Origin of the sequence: Rhodanobacter lindaniclasticus, assembly GCF_004799035.1 — a bacterium.
GTDB lineage: Bacteria > Pseudomonadota > Gammaproteobacteria > Xanthomonadales > Rhodanobacteraceae > Rhodanobacter > Rhodanobacter lindaniclasticus.
This window is the reverse complement of record NZ_MWIO01000030.1, coordinates 102,702-125,009: the sequence shown is the minus strand read 5'-3', so window position 1 is coordinate 125,009 and position 22,308 is coordinate 102,702. Positions and strand designations below refer to the sequence as shown.

18 protein-coding genes, 1 tRNA gene and 1 pseudogene are annotated in these 22,308 nt (G+C 65.9%); 5 read left to right on the top strand and 15 right to left on the bottom strand.

Features of this window, described 5'->3' with window-relative positions; all coding sequences use genetic code 11:
- Nucleotides 1-20: 20 nt before the first annotated feature.
- Nucleotides 21-1,838, bottom strand: coding sequence for an SLC13 family permease (locus B1991_RS11235; RefSeq protein ID WP_136258856.1), 1,818 nt, complete (start codon nt 1,836-1,838; stop codon nt 21-23).
- 322 nt (nt 1,839-2,160) lie between these two features.
- Between B1991_RS11235 and B1991_RS11230 the strand changes: the two are divergent.
- A pseudogene (locus B1991_RS11230) lies at nt 2,161-2,487 on the top strand (endonuclease domain-containing protein); the annotation flags it as partial.
- 8 nt (nt 2,488-2,495) lie between these two features.
- On the opposite strand, the gene trmB reads toward B1991_RS11230, so the two are convergent.
- Both trmB and B1991_RS11220 read right to left on the bottom strand, forming a co-directional pair.
- Nucleotides 2,496-3,200, bottom strand: coding sequence for a tRNA (guanosine(46)-N7)-methyltransferase TrmB (gene trmB, locus B1991_RS11225; RefSeq protein ID WP_136258769.1), 705 nt, complete (start codon nt 3,198-3,200; stop codon nt 2,496-2,498).
- 156 nt (nt 3,201-3,356) lie between these two features.
- The gene (locus B1991_RS11220; RefSeq protein ID WP_136258768.1) at nt 3,357-5,486 is read right to left on the bottom strand and encodes a DUF6600 domain-containing protein; all 2,130 of its coding nucleotides are present in this window, start codon (nt 5,484-5,486) and stop codon (nt 3,357-3,359) included.
- Between the two features lie 194 nt (nt 5,487-5,680).
- Between B1991_RS11220 and B1991_RS11215 the strand changes: the two genes are divergently transcribed.
- Nucleotides 5,681-5,754: transfer RNA gene (locus tag B1991_RS11215), tRNA-Gly, on the top strand.
- Nucleotides 5,755-5,992: 238 nt separating this feature from the next.
- Nucleotides 5,993-7,846, top strand: a complete 1,854-nt coding sequence (locus tag B1991_RS11210; protein WP_023657702.1) for a tyrosine-type recombinase/integrase — start codon at nt 5,993-5,995, stop codon at nt 7,844-7,846.
- Between the two features lie 47 nt (nt 7,847-7,893).
- On the opposite strand, the gene B1991_RS11205 is transcribed toward B1991_RS11210, so the two are convergent.
- Nucleotides 7,894-8,520 carry a LysR substrate-binding domain-containing protein gene (locus B1991_RS11205; RefSeq protein WP_033895044.1) on the bottom strand — a complete coding sequence of 209 codons (627 nt, stop codon included), beginning with the start codon at nt 8,518-8,520 and terminating at the stop codon, nt 7,894-7,896.
- A gap of 106 nt (nt 8,521-8,626) precedes the next feature.
- On the opposite strand from B1991_RS11205, the gene B1991_RS11200 reads away from it, so the two are divergent.
- Nucleotides 8,627-8,926, top strand: a complete 300-nt coding sequence (locus B1991_RS11200; protein WP_003282197.1) for a helix-turn-helix domain-containing protein — start codon at nt 8,627-8,629, stop codon at nt 8,924-8,926.
- Nucleotides 8,927-8,952: 26 nt separating this feature from the next.
- Here B1991_RS11200 and mobH read toward each other — a convergent pair whose 3' ends face one another.
- The 3 genes from mobH to B1991_RS11185 all read right to left on the bottom strand — a co-directional run bounded on the left by mobH (nt 8,953) and on the right by B1991_RS11185 (nt 12,679).
- Complete coding sequence (mobH, locus tag B1991_RS11195) at nt 8,953-10,803, bottom strand: MobH family relaxase (RefSeq protein ID WP_136258767.1); 1,851 nt, start codon at nt 10,801-10,803, stop codon at nt 8,953-8,955.
- Between the two features lie 204 nt (nt 10,804-11,007).
- On the bottom strand, nt 11,008-11,928 hold the full coding sequence (locus tag B1991_RS11190; protein WP_011829993.1) for a nucleotidyl transferase AbiEii/AbiGii toxin family protein: 921 nt from the start codon (nt 11,926-11,928) through the stop codon (nt 11,008-11,010).
- A complete protein-coding gene (locus B1991_RS11185; protein ID WP_136258766.1) occupies nt 11,921-12,679 on the bottom strand; it encodes a type IV toxin-antitoxin system AbiEi family antitoxin domain-containing protein in 759 nt (252 codons plus the stop codon). Before B1991_RS11185 ends, B1991_RS11190 begins: the two co-directional genes overlap by 8 nt.
- Nucleotides 12,680-12,907: 228 nt before the next feature.
- On the opposite strand from B1991_RS11185, the gene B1991_RS11180 reads away from it, so the two are divergent.
- Nucleotides 12,908-13,273, top strand: a complete 366-nt coding sequence (locus B1991_RS11180) for a DUF3742 family protein (RefSeq protein ID WP_023083159.1) — start codon at nt 12,908-12,910, stop codon at nt 13,271-13,273.
- Between the two features lie 7 nt (nt 13,274-13,280).
- On the opposite strand, the gene B1991_RS11175 is transcribed toward B1991_RS11180, so the two are convergent.
- The 8 genes from B1991_RS11175 to B1991_RS11140 all read right to left on the bottom strand — a co-directional run bounded on the left by B1991_RS11175 (nt 13,281) and on the right by B1991_RS11140 (nt 22,219).
- On the bottom strand, nt 13,281-14,804 hold the full coding sequence (locus B1991_RS11175) for a conjugal transfer protein TraG N-terminal domain-containing protein (RefSeq protein ID WP_023115033.1): 1,524 nt from the start codon (nt 14,802-14,804) through the stop codon (nt 13,281-13,283).
- Nucleotides 14,805-14,819: 15 nt separating this feature from the next.
- Nucleotides 14,820-15,173: a hypothetical protein gene (locus B1991_RS11170; protein WP_023121123.1), complete on the bottom strand. Its 354-nt coding sequence runs from the start codon at nt 15,171-15,173 to the stop codon at nt 14,820-14,822.
- Nucleotides 15,170-16,576 carry an integrating conjugative element protein gene (locus B1991_RS11165; protein ID WP_136258765.1) on the bottom strand — a complete coding sequence of 469 codons (1,407 nt, stop codon included), beginning with the start codon at nt 16,574-16,576 and terminating at the stop codon, nt 15,170-15,172. The genes B1991_RS11170 and B1991_RS11165 overlap by 4 nt, the downstream gene beginning before the upstream one ends.
- Nucleotides 16,577-16,586: 10 nt before the next feature.
- The gene (locus B1991_RS11160; protein ID WP_017244840.1) at nt 16,587-17,531 is read right to left on the bottom strand and encodes a TIGR03756 family integrating conjugative element protein; all 945 of its coding nucleotides are present in this window, start codon (nt 17,529-17,531) and stop codon (nt 16,587-16,589) included.
- A complete protein-coding gene (locus B1991_RS11155) occupies nt 17,528-17,971 on the bottom strand; it encodes a TIGR03757 family integrating conjugative element protein (RefSeq protein WP_016446147.1) in 444 nt (147 codons plus the stop codon). Before B1991_RS11155 ends, B1991_RS11160 begins: the two co-directional genes overlap by 4 nt.
- Before the next feature lie 143 nt (nt 17,972-18,114).
- Nucleotides 18,115-18,633 (bottom strand): hypothetical protein, encoded by a 519-nt coding sequence (locus B1991_RS11150; RefSeq protein WP_013721898.1) that lies wholly within the window; start codon nt 18,631-18,633, stop codon nt 18,115-18,117.
- A gap of 149 nt (nt 18,634-18,782) precedes the next feature.
- Nucleotides 18,783-21,746, bottom strand: coding sequence for an HsdM family class I SAM-dependent methyltransferase (locus tag B1991_RS11145; RefSeq protein ID WP_003292121.1), 2,964 nt, complete (start codon nt 21,744-21,746; stop codon nt 18,783-18,785).
- Nucleotides 21,743-22,219, bottom strand: a complete 477-nt coding sequence (locus tag B1991_RS11140; RefSeq protein ID WP_003292122.1) for a MerR family transcriptional regulator — start codon at nt 22,217-22,219, stop codon at nt 21,743-21,745. The genes B1991_RS11145 and B1991_RS11140 overlap by 4 nt, the downstream gene beginning before the upstream one ends.
- Between the last annotated feature and the right edge of the window lie 89 nt (nt 22,220-22,308).

Here is a 22,308-nt window from a genome sequence, read left to right as displayed (position 1 = left end):
GAATCCCGAGTCCCGGCAACTCACCGGAACAACAGGTTCACCGCGACCAGGGTCACCACCAGCACCGTCAAGGTCAGCGGCAGGCCGACGCGCAGGAAATCCTTGCCCTTGTAGCCGCCGGGACCGGTGATCATCATCAGCGCCGGATGGCCGGAGCTGAGCAGGAAGGTGTTGGACGAGGAGACCGCGATGATCAGCGCATAGGCGGACGGATTGCCGCCGGTGGCCACGGCCACGCTGATCGCGATCGGCACCATCATCACGGTGGCGCCCACGTTGGACATCACCTGCGAGAACAGCAGGGTCAGCACCGCCAGGCTGAGCTGCAACACCCACGGCGACGCGCTGCCGAGATGCTCCAGCACCACCTGCGCCAGCCACGCGGCGGTGCCGGTGGCATCCATCGACCAACCCAGGGGAATCAGGCAGGCGGTGACGAAGATGGTCTTCCAGTTGATCGCCTTGTATGCCTCGTCCATGTTCAGCACGCCGGACAGCAGCATGCCGATCGCACCGGTCATCATCGCGATCGACAGGTCGAGATTGGTGAACAAGGCCAGGCACTTGGCCAGCAGGAAGAAGCCCACCGCCTGCCAGATCTTGCCGGGGCGTTGCTCCTCCTTCGGGATGTCGGTGACCACGACCAGGTCCTTGTCCTCGGCCGCCAGCGCCAGGTCGCGCCAGTTGCTGTGCAGCACCACGGTGTCGCCGGCGCGCAGGCTGACCCCGCGCACGTCGTCGCGAAACACCTGGTCGCCGCGGTTCACCGCCAGCACCGAGATGCCGAAGCGCTTGCGCAGGCGCAGCTCCGCCACGGTGTGCTTGATGAAGCGCGACACCGGCGGGATCACCACTTCGGAAATGCCAGCACGCGTCGGGTTGAACAACTCGCCCAGCTGACGCATGCGGGTGGACAGCCGGCACAGCTGGTTGTTGGCGAACTGGTTGAGCTGGTCGCGCGGGCCGAGCACGCCGAGCACCGAACCGACCCAGATCACGTGATCGGCCGGCGGCGCCATGCGCGCCTCGTTGCCGCTCTTGATCGCCAGGATCAGCGGCGCCTGGTGCAACGATTCGGCCTCGCCGATGCTCATGCCCACCAGCGGGCTCTCCGCCGTGACGGTGAGCTCGGCGGTCTCGCCGCCGATGCCGTAGGTCTCGGCGAAATAGCTCTCGGTGCGCCCCGGCGTTACCTTCAGCCGCTCGTCCTCGTGCCCAGGCAGCAGCTTGCGGCCGAAGAAATAGAAATAAGCCACGCCGACCATGGCCAGCGCCAGGCCCACGGGAGTGACGCTGAACAGGCCGAACTTCGGGATCGTGTGCGCACCCGCCGGCAGGTTGAGATTGGCGCTGGCGATCAGGTCGTTCAGCACGATCAGGGGCGAGTTCGCGATCAGCGTGGTGTTGGTCGCGGTGAGGATGCAGAACGCCATCGGCAACAGCAGCCGCGACAGCGGCACGCCGGTGCGCGCCGCCAGCCGGCTCGATACCGGGATCATGATCGCCGCCAGCGCCTGGCTGGGGATCACCGCGCTGAACAGACTGGCGACCAGGTTGATCACCACACCCAGGCGCGATTCCGCGCCGCGTGCCATGCGCATCACGAAGTTCGCGGTGAGGTTGAGCACGCCGGCGCGATCGAGCCCCTCGCCCATGATCATGATCGCGATGATCGCGATCACCGCGTTGCCGGCGAAGCCGTCGAAAACCTTGTCGGCGGGGAGCAGCCCGATGAGGCCGATGGCCACCACCACCAGCAGCGCCACCATGTCGGCGCGGATCCACTCCAGCACCAGCATCAGCATGGTGAAGCCCACCAGGCCGAGCACCAGGATCATTTCCGGGGTGAGCGAGAGTGCCACTAGCTGACGCCCCGGCAGTGCAGCCGGCGTTCGTGGGTACGGCGGGGCAGTGGAAGCTTCACGCTGCGGTCGATTCGTCCCTGGCTGGTAGGCGACGAGTATAAGCGGGCTCGGTGAATCGAGGGCGAAAGGCGGGCCTCACCCCGACCCTCCCCTGCGAGCAGGGGAGGGGACAAAGGCGCGGCAGGGGGCACTGCGCGACGGCGTAGGCGTACCAGTTTTTGCTCCTCCCCCTGCTTGCAGGGGGAGGTTGGGAGGGGGTTACGCTCTTTGTCCCGACTCCAGCGAAGGATTCGCCATGCAGCGCAAATGGATTCGCGCCCGCGCACTGCGCAACCACGGCACTGACGCCGAACGCCGCTTGTGGCGTGGCCTGCGCCACGAGCAACTGGGCGGCCACAAATTCCGTCGGCAATATCCGCTGGCCGGCTACATCGTGGATTTCGTCTGCATTCCGGCGCGGCTGGTGGTCGAGCTGGATGGCGGGCAGCATCTCGATGCGCTGGCGTACGACGAGCGACGTACCGAGACGTTGCGGCGCGAAGGGTATCGGGTGCTGCGTTTCTGGAACGATGATGTGTTGCTGCGCACTGATGACGTGGTGGCGGAGATTTTTCGGGTGCTGGGGTGGGGTCACGCTTTTCGGTACAGCAGATCCCGCACCCCGTGCCCCAGCTTCAGGCCGCGCCGTTCGAAGTGCGTCTCGATGCGCCACTCGGGTTTGTCGGCGTATGCGCCGGGAGCGATGGCGTTGCGCCAGCCGGGGGCGGCTTCCATCACCTCCAGCATGTGCTCGGCGTAGGGCTGCCAGTCGGTGGCCAGGTGCAGCAGGCCGTCGGGAGCCATGCGCGAGGCGAGCAGGGCGACGAACTCGGGCTGGACCAGGCGGCGCTTGTGGTGGCGTTTCTTGTGCCACGGGTCGGGAAACCAGATGCGCACCTCGGACAGTGCGGAGACGGCGATTTCGTGTTCCAGCACTTCGACCGCGTCGTGCTTGTAGATGCGCACGTTGCCGGCGTCCCGCGCGGCCAGCGCGTTCATCAGGCGGCCGACGCCGGGGCCGTGCACTTCCACGCCCAGGTAATCGCGCGCCGGGTCGTGCTCGCTGGCCCAGGCCAGCGCCTCGCCGTTGCCGAAGCCGATTTCCAGCACGCGTGGCGCGCTGCGGCCGAAGCTGGCGTCGAGGTCGCGCGGCGTGCCGGTGTAGTCCAGGCCGTAGCGCGACCACAAGGTGTCGAACGCGCGTTGCTGCGCCGGCGTCATGCGCCCCTCGCGCAACACGAAGCTGCGGATGCGGCGCAGGTGCGCCGGCAAGTTGTCGGTATCGTCAGCCGTCATGCGAGGGTCCGGGCAACCAGGGGGCCGACGGCGTGGGGTCGCCGGCGGAGCCGGGCGAGGGCGCGTGCCCGTCGCGGGCGGCAGACTTTAGCAGGTCGGCCTGGCGGCGGGTCGCCGGCGGCCTTCCGTGGCCGCCGCGAGCGGTATCGGGTCAGCTCACTGCTCGCGCTGCTGGCGATGGTCGACCTGCCGCCCGCGCTGCACTTCGGCGCGCACCGGCGGGGCCACGCGCTGGGGCGGCGTGGCGCGCGGCGTCGGCGCACGCGGCTGGGTCATCGGTCGTGGCGCCTGGCGCTGGATCGGTTGCGGCCGTGGCGCCTCGCGCACCGCGGTGGGGCGGGCGATTTCGCGTGGCGGCTGGCGCATGATGTTCGGGCGGCTTGTTGCCGGGCGCTCGACGCGGGGCTCGGTGCGCACGCGCGGCGGATCGGCCACGGGCCTGGAGACGCCTGCGGGGCGTTCCCGCACGGCCGGCTCGCCGGCGTCGGCGCGGCGGATCGGCGCCACGCGCGGCAGCGACGGTTCGCTGCGCGCCGCCGGGCTGATGTAGCTGACTCCGGGCCGCGGCATCGCGGCCGGGGTGTCGCGCCGGCGATCCTGCGGATGGGCGTAGCGTGCCGAACGCAGTTCCTCGCGTGGCGCGGGCGCGGCCGACGTTACCCGGCCAGGCACTGGCAGCGTTGCGGCCGTGGCGCCGGCGCTGCGCGCGGGCGGGCGGCTCGGCTCGGTGACGTTCCGCGCGGACAGCTCGGCGCGGCGTGGATTCAGCACGCGCACGTTCGATCCTGTCCGCGCAGTGCCCGGTCGAACGGCGAGGTCGGCGGCCACCACGGGTGGCGCGCGGCGCGCGACCACCGTGCGCTGGAAGCCACCGGTGGGCAGCTGGCGCACGTGCGCGCTGCGCTGGTTGACCGCGTTGCGCGGCAGCGGGCGGATCATGTCCACGCCGCGCGGCGCCACCCTGGTCGATGCCAGCCGGGCCGGGTCGAGCTTGACCAGGTGGCGTTGCACACCGGCGCCGGCGGCGAATTCGCGCGACGACATCGCCGTGATGCCGCGCGGTGCGTAGCGGTTGGCATAGTGCTCGTCGAACGGCCGGTTGTTGCGGTAACGGTCGTAATGGCGGGCGACGCGATCGTCGACGGCCACGCGGGTGATGTGCCGGGTCACGCGGATGTTGTTGACGTTGACGCGGCGGTAGTAGTCGCGGTTGCAGCGGTACCACGGGTTGTAGACCTCGCCCGGGCCGAGCGGGAACCAGCCGACCGGGCCACTGCCGATGCCCACCGAGAAGCCGCCGCCGCCGACGAAGGCGACCAGCGCCGGCGCGTAGATCGGTCGGGCGTAGCGCGGCCCGGGGACCCAGCCCCAGCCGCGGTGGGTGTGCGCCCAGCGGCCGTAGTGGTACGGCGCGTAGCCCCACGGCATGGCGTCGATCCAGGTCCAGCCCCACGGCGCGATGTAGGCCCAGTGGCCGTCGCGATACGGCGCCCAGCCCACGGCGACGTTGCTCGGGTACCACACGGCGCCGTAGTCGCTGTCGTCCTGCCATTCGCCGTACTGGTCCAGGTCCTGGTAGCCGACCACGTCGGGCGAGACGTACTGGCCGCTGCGCGATTGCGCGTAGCGCTGGTCGCGCTGGTCCACCCAGGCGTCGAAATCGTCGCCGCCGTCGATGTCGCTGATCGCGATGGTGGCCAGATCGGAGTCGACGAAGCGGTAGCTGCGCCCGGCGAACACGTCGCGCTGCGCATCGTTCTCGCCGTATACGGTGGCCTTGCCGTCGAACACGGTGACGCGGGTCTCGTTGCCGTCGATGTCCACGCGCACGCGGCCGGGCTGGTCGATCACCAGCGCCACGGTGGGCGTGTCGATCTCGTAGCTCTGGCCCTGCTCGAGCTGGCGCACGCTGAGGCTCAGCGTGCCCTGGGTCAGTTCGATCTGGGCCAGTTGGTCGTCCAGGTCGAGCACGCCCATGTCGGTGCGCTGGTCGAGCCGCAGGGTGGCGCCGCCCAGTTCGAGTTCGGCGCGGCTATCGTCTCCGCTGGAAAGCTTGTCGCCGGTGGTCAGCGGGCGGTTGACGCTGGCGTCGCTCCAGTCGCGGGCGCTGGCCGGCAGCAGGCCGAGCTCGCCGCTGGACCACGACAGCCGGGCCACCCGGCTGGGCGGCGCGTAGTCGTCGTCGCCGGCGGCCTGCGCGTGGGCGACACCGCCGGCGGCCAGCAGCACGGCCAGCGCCGCGGCGTGCCACGAGCGCGAAACGAACAGTTTGGTCAAGATCCGCATGGCGGTCTCCCCTGGGGACGGTGGGTGCGGCAGTGGCACGGGTCGATTATGCGCATGGGGCGGGTTATCCATGCCTTATCCAACGCACGGCGGCCGGAACGGTTCACCTGCGGGCCATCTCCGGTTAAGCCGCCATTGGGTCGCGCGGCCAGTTCCCAGCGCGCGCCACCCGGGTTACCATGCGCGGACCCGCCGCGGGTGTAGCTCAATGGTAGAGCTGTAGCTTCCCAAGCTACTGACGAGGGTTCGATTCCCTTCACCCGCTCCACTGCATCAATCTGCGGACTTCCGCAGAAGTCCAAGAGAGTCTACAAGTCGTTGCCTCACAAGGACTTTTCCTCTCTTTGATGTTCTGCCGTAGTCCACTGCGATCCGCCTACAGCCGGGACTTTTAAGTCCACAAACAAGTCCATTTTTGCGGGCGCGGCTGATTCCGGATTGTTGATGGAGGGGCGAGGTCGACGTGACCAGCATCTGGTTCCTGACTCATGTTCAGGAGCAAGAGCATGGCACTCTCAGACCTGGCCGTTCGACAGGCCAAGGCAACAGGCAAGGCATACACCCTCCCTGACTTGGATGGCCTCTCCCTGGCCGTCACCGCTGCAGGGGGCAGGACTTGGCACTTCCGCTACTACTGGGCGGGCAAGCAGAAGCGGATGTCGCTCGGCACCTACCCGGAGGTGACGCTTCGCGAGGCCCGCAGCCTGCGCGACGAAGCGCGCGCCCTGCTGGCCAAAGGCACCAATCCTCGCGTACACCGCAAGCAGAAACGCACTGCTGTCCGGCTCGCCGACGAAAACACCTTCGAGGCGGTGTATCGCAAGTGGCTCAAGCATCGCGGGCTCAGCCTCAAGGAAGGCCGGCAGACGACCCTCTCGATACTTCCGCGCATCTTCGACAAGGATGTGCTGCCCACCTTGGGCAAACGGTCGATCTATGAGATCAAGCGTCCCGACCTCTTGGAGGTGATCGCCAAGATCGAGAAGCGCAGGGCGCTCTCCGTCGCCGAGAAAGTCAGGACGTGGTTCAACCAACTGTTCCGCTACGCGCTGGTGATCGTGCCGGGCCTGGAGCAGAACCCTGCCTCCGATCTCGATGTGGTGGCGCTGCCGCTGCCACCCGTCAACCACAACCCGTTCCTGCGCATGGCCGAGCTGCCGAAGCTGTTGCAGAGGCTGCGCAGCTATCGCGGCAGGCGGCAGACCCAGCTCGGGCTGCGGCTATTGCTGCTGACCGGCGTGCGAACCGGCGAGCTGCGACAGGCGACGCCGGATCAATTCGATCTGGACCGCGGGCTGTGGATCATCCCGCCCGACGTCGTGAAGCAACTCCAGTTGGATATGCGCAAGAAGCGCCAGCAGCCAAAGGACATCCCGCCCTACATCGTGCCGCTGTCGATTCAGGCCATGGAGATCGTCCGGCACCTGCTGGATGAGTTCAAGCCGGCCCAGCGCCACCTGTTCCGACACGACAGCGACTTGAAGAAGCGCATCAGCGAGAACACGCTCAATGGTGCGCTCAAACGCATGGGCTATCAGGAACGCCTGACCGGACACGGTATCCGCGGCACGATGTCCACTGCGCTCAACGAGATCGGCTACCCGAAGGTCTGGGTGGATGCACAGCTCTCGCATGTCGATCCCAACAAGGTCAGCGCGACCTACAACCATGCCGAGTACGTGGAGCAGCGTCGCCGCATGATGCAGGACTGGGCCGATCGGCTCGACCTCTTCGAGCAGAACCAGGTCGAGGCGGCCAGCATGCCGCTCACCGTGCATCTGGAAGGCGTTCCCGCGTTCCCGAATGAGCAAACCGCAAGCGCACCCTCCACGCCGGTTGCCGCTTCGCCAATCCTGCTCGTGACGAAGCCCGGCGACGCCATGCCGTTGGTTTCTGCCGCCGCACATCGGCTGCCGGCGGTTCCGCCCCCTCGATCGGCCGCGCCGCTGGTGCCTTCGGACATTCAGCGCGAGAGGATGGAGCTGTTCGATGTCTTCGAGGCGCCGCACAACCTTCCCGTCGCTGCGTTTGCGAAGATGGCGGGCAAGTCCCGCAGGTGGATCAGCTACGAGATCAAGGCGGGCAACTTGCTGGCGTTGAACGTGGGCAACCGCGGCCAGCGGGTGCCGGACTGGCACCTCGACCCACTCAAGCACGAGCTGATCCAGTCCGTCCTCAAGCTGACCAGGGGTGCCGACCCTTGGCAGATCTACCATGCACTGCTGCAGCCGCGCTCGATGCTGCGGGGGCGTTCGGCACTGGAGGGCGTGACGGCCAGCAATCTCGACAAGCTCGTCATGGCAGTGAGCACAGCCGTGAAGGAAAGCGAATGGACCCCGCCGCGAGTCGGGGTCGCCTAGCAGCAGGAATGCGGGATCGTGGCGAAACCCCGATCCCCGCGCGTCTGTCAGGACACCAGGCGCGCGCGGCGGGCGAATCTTGCCTGGGTGTCCGACAAGGAAGCATCGCGGCGGAGCAGGTAAGCCATCACGATCGTTGGTGCGCCGGCCAGCGGCCGCACGGCGATGCCTCGGCGTAGGTAGCTCGCCAGTCTCGCGGCAGGCGCAATGGCGATCCCGTACCCGGCGGCAACCAGCGTCATCGCCACATCGAATGTCTCCACCGTTTGCTCTCGCTCTTGCAGCGCGTTCTCGAACACACGCTGCACGGTCATGCGCCATGGTTCATCGGTCGTGGACTGCGCGCAGATCAAGGGCTGCTTGAGCACTTCCTGGCACGGCACTTCACGGTAGGCCAGCAGGTGGGAGCGCTTGGCCACGGCGACCGCCAGCGTGTCATGCCACAGCGGTTCGCATACCCAGCCAGGCCACTGCCGGGCAACCGCAGACAAGGCGAAGTCGAAGCCGTCGTCCGGCAGCTCCGCGCCTCGACCGGGATCTGTCCAGCCGGCCAGGACGGCATGAGTCTCCGGCTCTTCGGCACGCTGCAGGGCGAGCACGTCGGCGAGCTGGGGAGGCACCCATTCGCCGAGGACGGCCATGCGAATTTCGGCGGTGATGTCACTCGATTCCACGTCCAGCTCCCCCCAGGCGGTGAACTCGTGGCAACTGATCTCGAATCCGTTGAATGAGTTAAGTTTAACGTGGTTTAAATCGTGACCGTGTTCGACGCTCTTGGCAATGCCAAAGCGTTCGATCCAAAGGGGCCGCCCCACCGGCACCACTACCTACGAAGCGGAACCAGCCATCGCGTTTGGGGCTGCCGTGCGGGAAGAAAGAACCAACCAGGGTATCGCTCAGGAAACGCTGGCCCACATGGCCGGCATCGAACGGTCGCACATGGGCAAGATCGAGCGCGGCGAGCATGTCCCCACGCTCCCTCTCATCCTCAAGATCGCCCGTGCGCTGAAATGCAGTTCCGCCCACTTGATGACTCTGACCGAAGCCAAGCTGGCAGAGTCGGCCCCATCCGCAGATTGAAGCCGGCCCGCACAGCGGTCGCATGCCTACGCCTGATCGTCGTCCTTGCCCCCAAGGGCTGAATCATCGCGCTTTGCGGCCTCGTTGAGGAGCCGCAGGTATGGGTTGTCTGGCGGCGTCTCCTGGAACAGCGCATCCGGGCTGACGAGCAGGTAGCCGTGCAGCCGGCGCGACTTGCGCGGCCCCGTGACTTCGCAGGTCCAGATGTTCAGCCCGCTCGGCTGCTTGCGGTGCTGTCCCAGCTTCTCGAAGCGCTTCTGTACCCACTGCCACCCCTCCAGCTTCTCCTGCTTGGCCAGCGCGGCGACTTGAAGGTACTCCTGCGCGTAGCGCTGGAACACGCCGGGGCTGACGAGGTAGGTCGTACCGGCGACGGTATGCACCAGGGCCTTGGCGTCGTTGATGATGAGCTTGCGCGTCTGGATGCTCTGGCGCAGCCAGGCCATGAAGTGCGCCCCGGAGGGCTCCGCGCGATCCTGGGAAGGCGCGAGGCTCATTCCTGGCGTGGGCACGGTCGAAGGGGCCGGCTCGGCCTCGGCAACAGGGCAAGTCGGGGTCTCCGATGCTGTGGGTGGAGCGGTGTCGCCCAGCAGATCGAGCAGCGCGGCCACGCCGGTGTCTGTGGCTATGGATGCGATCGGCGCCGTGCTCGCGGGTGCAGCTTCGGTGCCTTCCACGCGCGGCCCATCGGCCACCGCCGGCGCTAGCGGCGGCGGCTCCGCCTGTTCCTCTTCGACCTGCACACGGCCTGCGAACGGCGCCGGCCGGTCGGCGGCATCCCAGATCATGGCCGGCGAGAGTTTCAGGAACGTGAAGGCGTGCGACCAGCCGGCGTCGCTGGTGACGGTAGCCTTCCAGATCGCCTTGCCATCCGGCGTCGGTTGCACGATGCCGTGATCCTGCAGCACGTTGAACACCGCCGTATTGCTCGCCGGGATGCCGTCGATGCCCTGCGACAGCAGATGTGCGCGCAGCTTGTCGGAGACGGTCTTGCTCACCAGCCACAGAGCGTCTTGGGTCAGCCAACCGTCCGCCGGACCGGCCTGGTTCAACTTGAATTCTTCCTTGAGCAGGTAGCGCAAGCCGTCGAGCAATTTGCGTTGCAGCGCATGCTTGGGCGCCGCCAGCGCCTTGCTGGGATCGCCGCCGAGTTCCTGGGCGACCGATGCCTGGTCGGCCTGCACGACCAGTTCGCCGAGCGTGCCAGCGTGCTCGTACTGGCCGGCCAGCACGTACAGCAGCGCGGCCCAGACGTCGGGATAGCCGCTGAGCCAGTCGAAGATGTCCCGATCGAGAAGGCGCACGTAGAGCAGCCCGGTGGCGGCGCTGTGCAGGCGGTACTCGCGCTCCTTTCGGTAACGGAAGCGGTAGGGCTTTCGCAGCGGGCCGTGCCAGGGATGCCAGACGCTGCCGTCGGCATGCTCGACGTGCAGATCGACCGCAATCTTGCCGATGTCGTGCAGCAAGGCCGCGTAGGCCGTGCCTGCGGTCCAGGCTTCGGCCTGGGCCGCCTGTGCCTCCGGCGTGACGCCCGCAGGCAGCAGGTATGACTGCCGCAGCTTCAGCGCATAGGCGACGATCTCCAGGCCGTGGTCCAGCATGCCGCCCGGATAGGCGTGGTGGTGGTTCTCGGAGGCCGGGAACTGCTGGACCAACTCGGCGTAGCGCTCCAGTGGGGCGAGGTAGAGCGTGGCGAACTGTCGGCGCGAGAGCGATGTGCGCTGCCAGATGTGTTCCAGCAGTTTCTGTCGACGCGGCGTCGCCAGCAGCGATGCGGCCGACTCCGGCCGCATCGACCCTTTTGGAGTTTCGATGGCGGATGTGGGCGGTGTGCCGGCGGTGGGTGGCACCCGTTTGCGCTGGAACAGCGAGAGCATGACGAACCTCGGATGAGGGGCTGCTCAGGGGTGCCTTTTGGCCTTTTCGGGTAGGGCCTTTCCCCTTGGCTCCGTTCCCTTGCCCCTTCCCAGCCCTTGCGGCCTTTTCGGAAGCCTTTGGGTATAGGGGCAGCGCGTGTCGCGTGCCGCAATCAATGCGGCATGGGGCAACCCCGGCAAGCCGGGAATACTTCTGCCTCCGCTTCAGATCTGGCCCAGGCCGGCATCGAGCGCAGCGGCTTGCGCGGCGAAGTCCTTGGGGCGCTTCTTGCGAAAGGTCTCCAGGTTGTTGAGCTTCCAGCGCAGTGCCGGCAGTTGCGCGGCGTGCTGGCATTGCACCAGCGACCAGTCCGGTTCTGCGCGTACCAGACCGCTCAGGAACCGCCTGTGCGCCTTCGTCAGCCGTTGCTGCAACTCGCGTCGCAACTGCGCGCGAGCGTCCAGCAGCGTATCCAAGGGGCAGTCCACTTCGGCCATACCGACAAAGGCCCGTTCGTACTCGCCGGCGATGTCCTTGTCGTTGCCGAACAGCACTTCGTGGGGCGGCCGGTTGTGGCCCGCCAGATAGATCACGAAGCACTCGACCATGCCGTCGCTGATGTCGCCCGATTCGTAGAGCTGCCACACGTCGAACAGGTCGCGGGGGTGCTGCCGATCCAGCGCGGCCACCAGCTTGCTGGCGTACAGCTCGTCCGGTGCCAGAACCGGCAGCTCGAACTCGACGCCGAACAAATCGCTGGTCTTGGCGCTCAGCGGCCGCCGCTCGACGGGCAGCACGCTGCCTCGGAACACGACGTTGACCTCGATCTTCACCTGGCTGGCGTCGTTCTCGACGATCAGCTTGGTGTCTCCCAGGTCCTTGGCGCGAACCAGGCGTGTCTGCACGCCCAGTGGCGCAACGCGCGTGGCGATGGCGGCCAGCTCCTGGTTGATGGCTTGCAGCGCTTCGTCGCGCGGCGTCTGCCACGGGAGGTACACCACGTCGATGTCCACCGACAGGCGCGGCATGTCCCGCACGAAGAGGTTGATGGCCGTGCCGCCCTTCATGGCGAAGATGTCGTTGGCGAACACGTCGGGCGCGACGGCCAGCAGCAGGCGAACGGTGTCCGCGTAGGTCTTATCCATGAGGTCTCAGGCTCAGCAAGGTGCCGTCATCGAGCCGGCTCATCCAGCGCGTGTTGCTGCCGGTGCGAACCGGGTACTGCTCCAGCAGGGCATCCACATCCACGAGGCTGGTCTCGCGCGCCCAGGTCAGGAACAGGCGCACGGCCTTCACGCTGGCGCAGCAGGACAGCAGTTGCCCGAGCAAGTCCTTGCGGGGGGAACGCAGTCCATCGAAGAGGTTGCGGGCCTCTTCGAGGCTCTGCTTGACGCCGGCTTCGTACAGCAGCTCCAGCACGGCACGCTCGGGGGCTGCCACCCGCAGATCCTCGGGCAGGCCAGGCGGCGTGGTCAGGGTCTTGCCGGCCAGCGCCGTGTCCGGCCAGTCGAACAGGCGGGCGTGGACGTAGCGGGCCGGAAAGCGCGAGGTGAACCAGGCTGGCAACACGAAACGACCGTCGCCCCACAGCACCAGCGCCTCCCGGCTGCCCAGGTTGTGCCGCACACCCTGCAGGGCCAGGGCGCTCTTGCCGCCGACGTGCAGGCCGGGCACGCGCTGTTGCAGGAACTTCAGCGCACCGTAGACCCCGAACTCATCGTTCGGGAAGGCATAGACGCCATGGGCCAGGCGCACGAGCCACCCGCCGTCGGCATAGTGGGCGGCGAGCTGGGGCGACACCCCGAACTGGCTCAGGGTGGCAAGGTCGAACGGCGCCCCACGGGGGAGTCCCGCCTGCAGTCGCTTGATTACCTGGTGCCGAGAATTTCCATTCATGCTATAAAAATAACACAGAATCCAATCGACCCTAGAGCCATTGCAAGAACGTGCAGGGAAAGTAGCATAAGGTTTGATTTATCGCTCAGAATCTAATCGACCTGCGGCCCGAGCCAACCCGGCTCTGCCGGCCGCAACCCGCCCTCCTGATCGCGGTCTATGCTGGAGGGCAGGCCACGACCGGCCGCTCCGCGAGGTGAGGCACCACTGAAGCCGAGGCATATGAGCATGAGCACCAACACGCACAACGGGCGCTGGAGCCACCGGCTGGGCCGGGGGGCTGGCCGTGCCTGGCGTGGATACCTGCGCCGCGAGCAGCGTGTCGCCGGCTGGCTGGTGACGCGCGGGGTGCCCGCGGGCGCGGCGACGGCGGTGCTCTGGATCGTCAAGCTCGCCGTGCTCGGTGCGCTGCTCTACTCCGCGTTCTGGCTGGCCCTGCTGCTTGCCTTTGCGGTGACTGCTGCATGGCTCGTGCAGCACGACGACTCTGATCAAGAGGAACCGCAACCCGAGTGGAGGGAAGGCCCCAACGGCTTCGGGCTTTATGACAAGAGCGACTGGCGCATCGACCCGCATGTGACCGACGACGACTGAACGGCGGTCACTTCTTCGATACGGCGCTCATTGCCATACCAGCGCCACGCCCCCCAGCGCCCTTGGCGTCCGAGGTGGCGGTGGACAACCCCTGCACGATATTTCCCGTGCGAACGCCTGCCCAAGCCAATGCCATGACCCAAAACGTCGGCAGCACGATGAACATCATCGCCATGACGAAGTTGAGCAGCATGTCGCCAAAGGCGTTGTTCAAGCCGATCAGCGGATCGAAGTTCGTGTGCGGCCTGTCGGCGCCAAACCCCCAGCCGTAGAGCGCGTCCAGGATCGTGCTGTCGATCCAGCGCGCGAGCTGGAACCAGAAGTCCACGAAGAACAGCGCGAACTGGACGCAGCTCACCGTCACCACCGTCTTCAGGTCGTAGGTGCCGATCAGCAGCACCAGCGGGATGCAGATGACGAGCGCCATCTTGAGCATCGTCAGCACCATCGGCAGCGCCTGGCGCACCACGTCCATCGCCGGAAAGAAGCCCAGCGAGCCGACGGTCAGCCCCAGGTCGCTCGCGCCGCGCGTGACGATGTTCGGCAGCGTCTTGTCGATCTGGCCGCCGTAATCGGTGTAGACGGCGCCCTGGTTCATCTTCTGCTGCCGCGGTGAGACGACGGCGCGGATCACCGAGTCATTGACCTCGCTCTGCGACAGGAAGCCCACCCAGCGCCCGATGCGGGTCAGCAGGTCCGGGTCGACCTGTGCCAGCAGCCGGCTGCGCAGTCCCTGGCCGCCATCGGCCCACCACTGCCGGCAGGACGGATAGCCGCCGCCGCTGTCCACCTGTGCCAGCCCCGCATCGCGGGTCGCGTCGTAGGGCCAGGCCGTGCGTGGGGTCCTGGCGCGATAGGTGTCATAGAAGCCGGGCGTGTCGAGGAAGTAACTCGACCCGATCCAGGTGACGTCGTTCATCTGCTCGTCGGAGAGCGTCGGCCGGTTCATGAACAGCTTGGCGCGCGACGGCCCGTAGCAGTCGTGCGTGAAGTCGGCGACCTCCTGTGCCAGCACCGGATCGTCGATGCGCGTGGCATCCACATCCATGCGAATCTGACGCAGGTCCGTGCCGCAGGGAATCGCCGCCACCGCGGAGCCCGTCACGGCTTTCGACAGCGCGTGCATGAAGAACCACCACACCGGCACCAGCGCGCTCTGGTCGTTGAGCGCCGTGTAGACGTTGGACCAGCCCGTGTCGTTGGGCAGCGGGACACTGACCTGGCATTGCGCGGAGCGCGTGGTGTCGAACCTGATCGTGGCGAGATCCACCGGGATGAACGGGATGCCGGCGAACATGATGACCACGATCGCCACCCACACCCGGTTCTCGATGCGCATCGACGACAGCACGCCCTTGTTGCCTTCGTCCGCACCTTCGCTGCGGGCCTTGAGCCACTCCTGGATCACGATGGCCACGAACGGCAGCGCGAACACGCCGCTGGCCACGAGAATGCTCCAGATGCCGTTGTTGACCACCCAAGCCACCAGGGTCAGGTAATACTCCAGGTAGTCCGTGGTGTAGAGCGTCATGCCTGCCTCCCGGTCTCAGCCGTGCCGCAGCAGTTGGCTGGCTTCCAGCGCGACCACGGAGATCACGGCCGCGATCTCCGTGCGCAGCAGGCGCTGATGCGTCTCGCGGGACGGCTCCCGCCGCAACAGGCGCCGACGCATCCACCACCAGCCGTAAGCCGTCGCTCCGTAGAGGCACAGCCGCCACACGAAGAAGTGGCCGGCGTGCGCCTGCAGCCAGTGCTGCCAGCCCTCGACGCCGCCGACCACGTGGATGCCGGCGATGTTCACCGCCACCGCGGCGGCGACCACGAGCAAGGTCCACAGCAGCGCCACACCGACGCGGCGGTTGAACAGCCATGGCAGCCGCAGCCAGGCCAGCCGGCTCATGGCGTACCGCTCCGCGGCCTCTGGACTTCCCGCAGACGGTCGCGCGTGGTGTCGCCCTCGAAGACGCCGCGCGAACCGGCAGCGCGGGTGCTGTGGCGCTGGATGATCGCCATCGCCGAGTTGCCGGCCAGCGTGCGCCGCAGCTCCAGCTCAGTCTTGAGGTTGTTGATCTCCTGCTCCAGCGCGCTGTTCTCCTGGTCTACCGCCTGCACGGCCAGTTCGTTGGCGGCGACGTTCGGCTCCTTCTTGCCAGTGAGCAACGTGCGTTGCAGCAGCAGGGCCTTCTCCAGCACGCTGGACAGCGCCGCCTCCGACGCCAGGCGCTTGCCCAGCACGTCCTGGTCGGGTTCGTCACGCAGGGCCTCGATCACGCCGCGGGTGATCGGCAGCGAGCTGCTGCCGGCCGCGTCGAGATTGGCCAGCGTCGTCGGCCGGGTGCCCGTCACCAGTTCCTGCAGCGCCTGCAGCTTGGTCTCGTACTCTTCCTGGATCATTGGCGTCAGCCCGACGCCAGGCGTGGTCTGGGTCTTCGTGCAGTTTTCGCAGGTGCGCTGCTCGCGTTCGCCCAACACGCGGGTCGCCCAGTCCGCGGCCGCCTGGGGCGAGGACCAAGTTTGGCAGGTCAGGCGGTTGCCGCAGGCGCTGCGCGCGATCGACGAGGTATCGGTGGCGCTGCGCCCGTTGAGCAGGTTGTAGCCCGCGCGCGTCACATCGCCGACCACCTTGATCGAACTCTGACCGGAGCCGCCCGCGTTGCCGCCGCCGACCCATGGCACGCCGTTGTTCCCTTTGTTGGACTCGGCCTGCTCGATGGCGGAGACGGCATCGGTGCTGCTGACCGCATCCCGCAGCGCCATCCCTTCGGCGAGCTGGTCCCAGCCGGCCTGGCCTCCGGCCATGTCCGCCATGCGATTGGCGATGGCCCGGCAGGTCATCTTCGAGCGGTCGAAATCCAGGCGCGCCTGGAGGATGCCGTTGGTGAGCAGGTTGTACAGCCCCGGGTCGGCGCGCTGGATGATCAGGGCCGGCAGCGAGGCCACGGCGCTGGTGGCGTTCTGGATCACGTTGCTCATGATCGTCTGGAAGCCGTTGGTGATGCCGTTGAGCTGGTTCTGCAGCGTCGTGGTGATGCTCATGTCGCCGCAGATCAGGTTGCTGTTCCAGCCGACGCCGACGCCGATGCTCTGCATGTTGCCGGCACCACCCATCGACACGGCCCGGCCGCCGCCGATGCTGTAGAGCACGTCGTCGCCGATCACGCTGCCGCTGACGTTCACGCCATTGGGATCGATGCGGGTCTGCGCCCAGGCGACGCTGACGACCAGCGTGATGGCCGCCACGAGCAGCGTGGCCCGCAGGGGCGACTTCGCGCGGCGCAGGAAGTGACGGAGGGAGGCGGTCATCGTGGGTTCCTCACATGAAATCGACGCTGCCGAGGAAGACCTGGCCACGGCGCCGGCAGCAGGAGTACGGCCGCCACAAGGCCCAGGCGTAGTCGCCTTGCTGGGCCTGCACGCGGGTGCGGCTGTGCGGGAAAACCACGCAACTGTTCGAGAGCGTGGGCGTCAGCTCCTGCCACTTGCCCGTCGAGGCGTCGGTCTCCATCAGCGCGCCGGCCGGCCAGTAGCCGTCGCGGGCGTTGGCCAGCAGAGGCTGGTACACGTGAATCTGGTTGCGGCGCGTCACGATGTCGCCCGCGCGCTGCGCGACCACGGCGCCGCTCTTGTGGTCGTCGGTCTGGTGCAGGAAGCCACCGCGGGGATACACGTTGCCCCAGAGGTTCAGGCCGGTGCGCGTACCGATTTCGCGCCGGCCGGGGATGAGCGCTTCGGGGTAGAACGCTTCCGGGATGTTGTAGCGCCAGGCGATCGTGTCGAGCGTGCTCAGCAGATACGGCATGAAGGCCGTGCCAGCGCCTTCGCAGGTGTAGCCGGAGGCGCTGGCGAACTGGCTGAACACCAGCCCGGCCGGATGGCCGATGACATCGGCGTTCTTGAACTTGGCGAGGTTGTTCTCGTTGTCGTGATTGGTCGTGCCGTCACCGCCAGCCTTGGCGGTCGGGTTGGGCATGCTCATCGCTCTGACCTCCAGCCACGGGTTTTCGCCAGTGTTCGAGTAGCTCGACACCACCGCATCGGGGACGTAGTGGCGCACCTTGACGGAAGTGCGAACCGAGCAGCCGAAGGGCGTGCAGTACAGCCAGTAGCAGATACCGACCACGCGGTATTCGAGGCAGTCGGGGGACAGCGCCGACGAGACGATGGTGGCGGTGTCCAGGGCGAACGTCGACGTGGCCGTGCTCAGCAGCAGCGAGGCGACGGTGGCGCGCAGGCGCCGGCGTGCCAGCAGGAGGCTCATGGCTGCGTGCTCCGGTAGGCGTTGATGCGCGCGACGGCGCGGGGCACGTCGGGCTCGCCGTAGACCACGTAGCGTCGATCGACCACCACGGCGGGAATCTTGGCGATGCCCAGTCCCCAGGCATCCGCGACACCTTGGTAGGCGTGGCCGATGCGGCGTTGAAGGGCCTCGCCGCCGTCATGCAACCGCTGCCGCACCAGGGCTGCAGCCTGTTGCGGGTCGGCCGGTAGGTGCGCGGCGAGTTCGACCTCGATGCGCGTGGCCTGGTCCAGCTCGATGATCCGCACGCCGGCTGGAGCCTGCACCGGATGACGGCTGTCGGTGACGACGAGCACGTCGGCTGCTGCAGTCTGGGTAAACATGAACAGCACTGCCCACAGTCCGGGCGCAATGCTGATGGTCGGCAGCCGGGGCGAAGCCTTGAAGACGGGGGCCGGCATATCGGGCGTCCTTGGAGTCGATCAAAGTCACAGTCGACTTCAAGTGCCGATCTAGCGCGACAAAGAAACCGCATCCGGCCCCTGCCGGTTTCATACCCTATGCCGTTGTGAGCGTTGTGATTGCCTCCTGTCGGAGGCGGAGATCAGGTGCGGGACGCTGAGGTGCCCGCGAACCCAAGAAACGCATGCTGTAAGCGAATCGGCATCGACGGCTTGGAGCGTGCGTGTAGGCTCTGCCAAGTCCCGTCACTGATGTCGCTCGGGGCGAGGCGATCTACCGAGCGCGAAACTCTTCTCAAGTAAGCGTTGACGCCATCCGCGGATTCCGAAGGAACGCCGGCAAGAACGTACCCCACCATGAAGCCGATAGCATGGTTCTCGCCGTACTTCTCCTGGATGAATCGATCCATGCCCTCGACGACGTACTCTCGACACAAGTGAGTGTCCGACCCGGCGATTCGTTTGCATTCGATGATCGCGTGCGGATCATGCTCCTGCGTGCGCAAGAAAATTTCGACGAACGCCAGCGGGATGTCGGTACGTCCGTCTGGCAGCATCACGTTGCTTTTAGATCGCGATTCCGTGCCAGGCAGCACCATGATCTGCTTCCACGGGGAGTTCTTCAGCGCAATGCGCATCCCGTCCCGCAGGCGCTCGGTCATGATTACCTCTCCAGCGTTGGCATTCACGTCCTCGGCTGCGCATGCTCGCTGCCAACCTGCGGCCAGTGTCAGCAGAATGACCGCCACAACCTCGGGCTCAAGTTCAATGAACTCTCTGCCCAGTGCAGGAGGTGTCTCATAGGGGATCCTCAAACTTTGCCCCCTGAAAAGCTCTCCGCGACCACTGCATCGGCATCTTCCAGTGCCGCTATGCCCATCCAGTAGCGCCGCGCTGCTGGCTTGATGATCACGACTTCGTTGCGTCCGTGTACTCGCAATTCCCGCTCTGCACTGAGCGCGGTCGCAATCTTGACTTTCAGGCGCCTGCCGATACGTGCCAGTACTTCACCCAATTCGCCTTGTGGTGCCACGACGCTCACGCTCGCATTACCCGGCCCCTCTTCCAAGACAAAGCGCACGACGCGCAAGGCCGAACTGCTTGGCAAGTCGAGCACTTCGGCGCGCATGTGCCGCTTATTGCGAACGGAAAGCCAATCCTCGATAACGGACAGGAACGTCTTGGCATACGCCGTGACCTCAGTACGACTGTCCGATGGCTCCACGGATGATTCGCGGCCGGTTTCCCATTGCCACCCGGCGCGAAGGAGGCCGTCTCGAATGACAGTTCGGTCGGCATCGTTCAGTTCGTACAGATCGAAGACAGCTTCGTCCAGTTCAGCCCATCCCCTCTCGTCGGTGCCGTTGGCGCGCAGATTCTTCTCAATCTGCAGCAGGCGCTGGCCAGCCTCAGATTTCACTGCGCTCGTGAAATTAGGCACCGGTAGGAAGCTGAGGTCGCGAGCCAGCAGCTTCCTCTTGTAGATTCCAAACTCTGCAGCGGTCAGATAGAAGAACCATGTCGCAAAAGCAGAACTCAACACGGTGGCAAGCAAATGTGCCGTCCGCGTGTGCCCTCTCGGAAGAGACACTGCGAAGTATGAGTTCGTGAAGACGAGATCCCGCTCGGAGACGGCCGCCAAGACGCGTGGACTCCCCAGAAGCATTTCCTTCACGATGAGAAGCGGGGCTTGATATATCTCCCGCGATCGTGGCCATTGTGCCTTCGATTGGCTGAAAGTCGGCAAATCATCGGGAATGTTGAAGTGCTGCATGTCTTTGACTTGCAGTACATCCAATCCTTTTAGCGGGCGAGCATCGCGCGTCTGATTCTCTGGGGCCCCGCGAATCAATCCAACCTGGAAGGTAGTGTCGAGTAATGAGAGTTGCTCGCCCAGATTTCTGTGGGCCGAAGTCAAGTCATCCAGCAATAGGAGGTCACGGCGCCGGCCAACGGCTGCTGCCTTGAGCTTCAACGGCTGTTCTTGGATCTCGTCGAGTGTCAAAGTGATGACGTCACTCGGCGCCACCTCGAACGAATGAGTCCTTGCACCGCTGGGCGTCCACGGGATCTGAACGACCGTGACCTGATCCGTTCGCTGCTTCGGTCGATGACGGGCAAAGAGAACCACTGCGGGCATAGCCGCTGTCGCGAAGAGCCAACTGCACAAATTGGACAGATTTACCAAGGTGATCGGAGCCACGGCTCGCATCACATGCTGAGCTGCTGCCATGCCGGTGCCGCTGCGGCTGAAGAACGGCATCGCGCTAAGAATGATGCCGAAACGGGTCTTCTCATGTGAGAACTCCGCCGCTCGCAACACGAAATCCAAGCCTTCACCGCGCGGTTGCGCAGGTACGCCCGCAACCCTGGTCTTGCGCCGCGCTTCGGTTCCTGTCTGCCCCCTAAAGCTCCAAGGGGGATTGCCCACGATAAGGTCGAACTGCTTCAGCCCTGTCGGCGTCGCCAGCACGGCCTTGCCATCTCCATCACGTTCGACAGTACGAGCGTCACCGACGAGCAATGTCCTGCCGATCAATGGCTGGAACTTCAGGGACTGCGGTGGTTGCGGGTCAGGGTCCAGCTCAAGCGCAGCCAGGTACAGGCTGAACGCAGCGACGCGAATCGCGGCTTCGCTAATGTCTACGCCATACACCTGCCCGTAGAGCGTCGAGCGGATCAGCTCCCTCGTGGGCGGCTGACCTTGCGAGCGAAGATGAACCAAGCGCCGCAGCGCTTCGACCAGGAAGACACCGGAGCCGCACGTCAAATCCAGCACCGACTCCCGTCCAGATAGACCATCCATGACCTCATCGAGGACCAGCGAGACGACGGACAGTCGCGTGTAGTGCACGCCGTTTCGCAACGCTTCTGTGCGCTTTCCTCCAGTCTGCGGCTCAGCATGTGCAAACTGCTCGTAGATCGAGCTGATGAGCTCGACCGGAATCACGTCGAACTGGTAGGGGAAGAAGCTGAGTTGCCCGCTTTCAGGATCGACAGCCTCCAGGAACTCCGCAACCCGCGTCAAATGGTGAGCGGCTGGTGTCGTTTTCACCGACGAGGGCGGAAACATATCGCCGTTGAAGGTCTGGGCCAGCCATGCGAACAGCTTGCTGGTCGCTGGCCGGTCGCGCAGGATCGCCGGCAACGCCGTGCGGCCGCATACCCGCTTCAACCGCGCCGCACTGACGATCTCGCGGTCAATCAGGTACTGGGTGAAGATCACGCGCCCAATCAAGGCCTGCGCCGCATCGCGCGCGAGATTGCCTGCGACCAAATCGCGTTCGAGACATCCAAGGTCAGACAGGAGCTTCTGATCGACGCTGGTCTTGCGATCGATGGCCGGCACCTGGGCCCAGAATTGGCCCGTCTCGATCGCCAGTCGGCCGGCCAACTCGTCCAGTTCATGAAGCGAAGCTTCGATGTTCTCGAAACGCCGAATCAAATGTCTCTGGGCATCGCCTTCTTTCGCGGGTGTGCCGAAACCGTTGTACAGGTCGATACGCTGCGGCGAGATCACCCACAGCAACGGCGCGAACCCCTCGTTCCAGACCTCTCGTCGCCACTGGCTGACCAGATCGTCTGCAGGCGCGCTTTGCTCAAACTTGAAGTAGACGGTCAACGACGACGCGCTGCGCCACAATGCGTCCGGAACAAAAACGCGGCCGTGGCGCGAGGACTGCGCCTCAGCCCCCAACCGAAGGCCGGGCGCGGGTCGCCCGTCCGGCAGGTAGCCGGTTGCGGCGAGCACCTGTTCCAGCGTGGCAGTGTTCACGCCCTACTCCGGATAGCTTCGGGTGGAAACGGCAACGCTGCCTGGCTCGGCGTCGGGACGATCGGCAGCATGTGCTGCTGAAGCCGCATGATCAACGGATCGAGCGGGATCACGAGAGTCGGTTGGGCCGGCGCCGGCCCAACCCCCTCGGGGCCGATATCGCACAGGTTCGCCAAAGTGGGCGTCACGAACGCCACAGACCCGTTCAGCGCCAACGCGCCACTGGTGCTCAGCAACCGAAAAAGCGCGTCCACGCCGACGCTGACGGTGGCGATGTGCACGCCCAATGAGCTGACCAGCTCATTGGTAACGGCCAAGCCAAGGAGATCGGCGAAGGTGAATCGGGCAGCCTTCCCGGTCTTGGACGCCAAGTAGGGCACGGTCTTGCGCCAATGCCGCACCGTTTCGGCGGACACGCCAGTTAGCGTGCGCATCTGATCCTGAGTGTACTGGATGGCGGTGACGGCAGACATTCGCGTTGCTGGCAACTAGAAAATACGCACATTCTGCCATGTAAAGGTGTGCCTCTCAACAAATAAAGGCCGGTTCAGCCGCGTATCCC

What these genes read in the sequence shown, in the direction of transcription:
- B1991_RS11160 (WP_017244840.1), bottom strand. Translation starts at nt 17,531, where the DNA reads ATGAGCCTCCTGCTGGCACGCCGGCGCCTGCGCGCCACCGTCGCCTCG.
- B1991_RS11185 (WP_136258766.1), bottom strand. Translation starts at nt 12,679, where the DNA reads ATGAATGGAAATTCTCGGCACCAGGTAATCAAGCGACTGCAGGCGGGA.
- B1991_RS11210 (WP_023657702.1), top strand. Translation starts at nt 5,993, where the DNA reads ATGGCACTCTCAGACCTGGCCGTTCGACAGGCCAAGGCAACAGGCAAG.
- B1991_RS11220 (WP_136258768.1), bottom strand. Translation starts at nt 5,486, where the DNA reads ATGCGGATCTTGACCAAACTGTTCGTTTCGCGCTCGTGGCACGCCGCG.
- B1991_RS11190 (WP_011829993.1), bottom strand. Translation starts at nt 11,928, where the DNA reads ATGGATAAGACCTACGCGGACACCGTTCGCCTGCTGCTGGCCGTCGCG.
- B1991_RS11155 (WP_016446147.1), bottom strand. Translation starts at nt 17,971, where the DNA reads ATGCCGGCCCCCGTCTTCAAGGCTTCGCCCCGGCTGCCGACCATCAGC.
- mobH (WP_136258767.1), bottom strand. Translation starts at nt 10,803, where the DNA reads ATGCTCTCGCTGTTCCAGCGCAAACGGGTGCCACCCACCGCCGGCACA.
- trmB (WP_136258769.1), bottom strand. Translation starts at nt 3,200, where the DNA reads ATGACGGCTGACGATACCGACAACTTGCCGGCGCACCTGCGCCGCATC.
- B1991_RS11170 (WP_023121123.1), bottom strand. Translation starts at nt 15,173, where the DNA reads ATGAGCCGGCTGGCCTGGCTGCGGCTGCCATGGCTGTTCAACCGCCGC.
- B1991_RS11165 (WP_136258765.1), bottom strand. Translation starts at nt 16,576, where the DNA reads ATGACCGCCTCCCTCCGTCACTTCCTGCGCCGCGCGAAGTCGCCCCTG.
- B1991_RS11200 (WP_003282197.1), top strand. Translation starts at nt 8,627, where the DNA reads ATGCCAAAGCGTTCGATCCAAAGGGGCCGCCCCACCGGCACCACTACC.
- B1991_RS11235 (WP_136258856.1), bottom strand. Translation starts at nt 1,838, where the DNA reads ATGATCCTGGTGCTCGGCCTGGTGGGCTTCACCATGCTGATGCTGGTG.
- B1991_RS11140 (WP_003292122.1), bottom strand. Translation starts at nt 22,219, where the DNA reads ATGTCTGCCGTCACCGCCATCCAGTACACTCAGGATCAGATGCGCACG.
- B1991_RS11180 (WP_023083159.1), top strand. Translation starts at nt 12,908, where the DNA reads ATGAGCACCAACACGCACAACGGGCGCTGGAGCCACCGGCTGGGCCGG.
- B1991_RS11150 (WP_013721898.1), bottom strand. Translation starts at nt 18,633, where the DNA reads ATGACCGAGCGCCTGCGGGACGGGATGCGCATTGCGCTGAAGAACTCC.
- B1991_RS11175 (WP_023115033.1), bottom strand. Translation starts at nt 14,804, where the DNA reads ATGACGCTCTACACCACGGACTACCTGGAGTATTACCTGACCCTGGTG.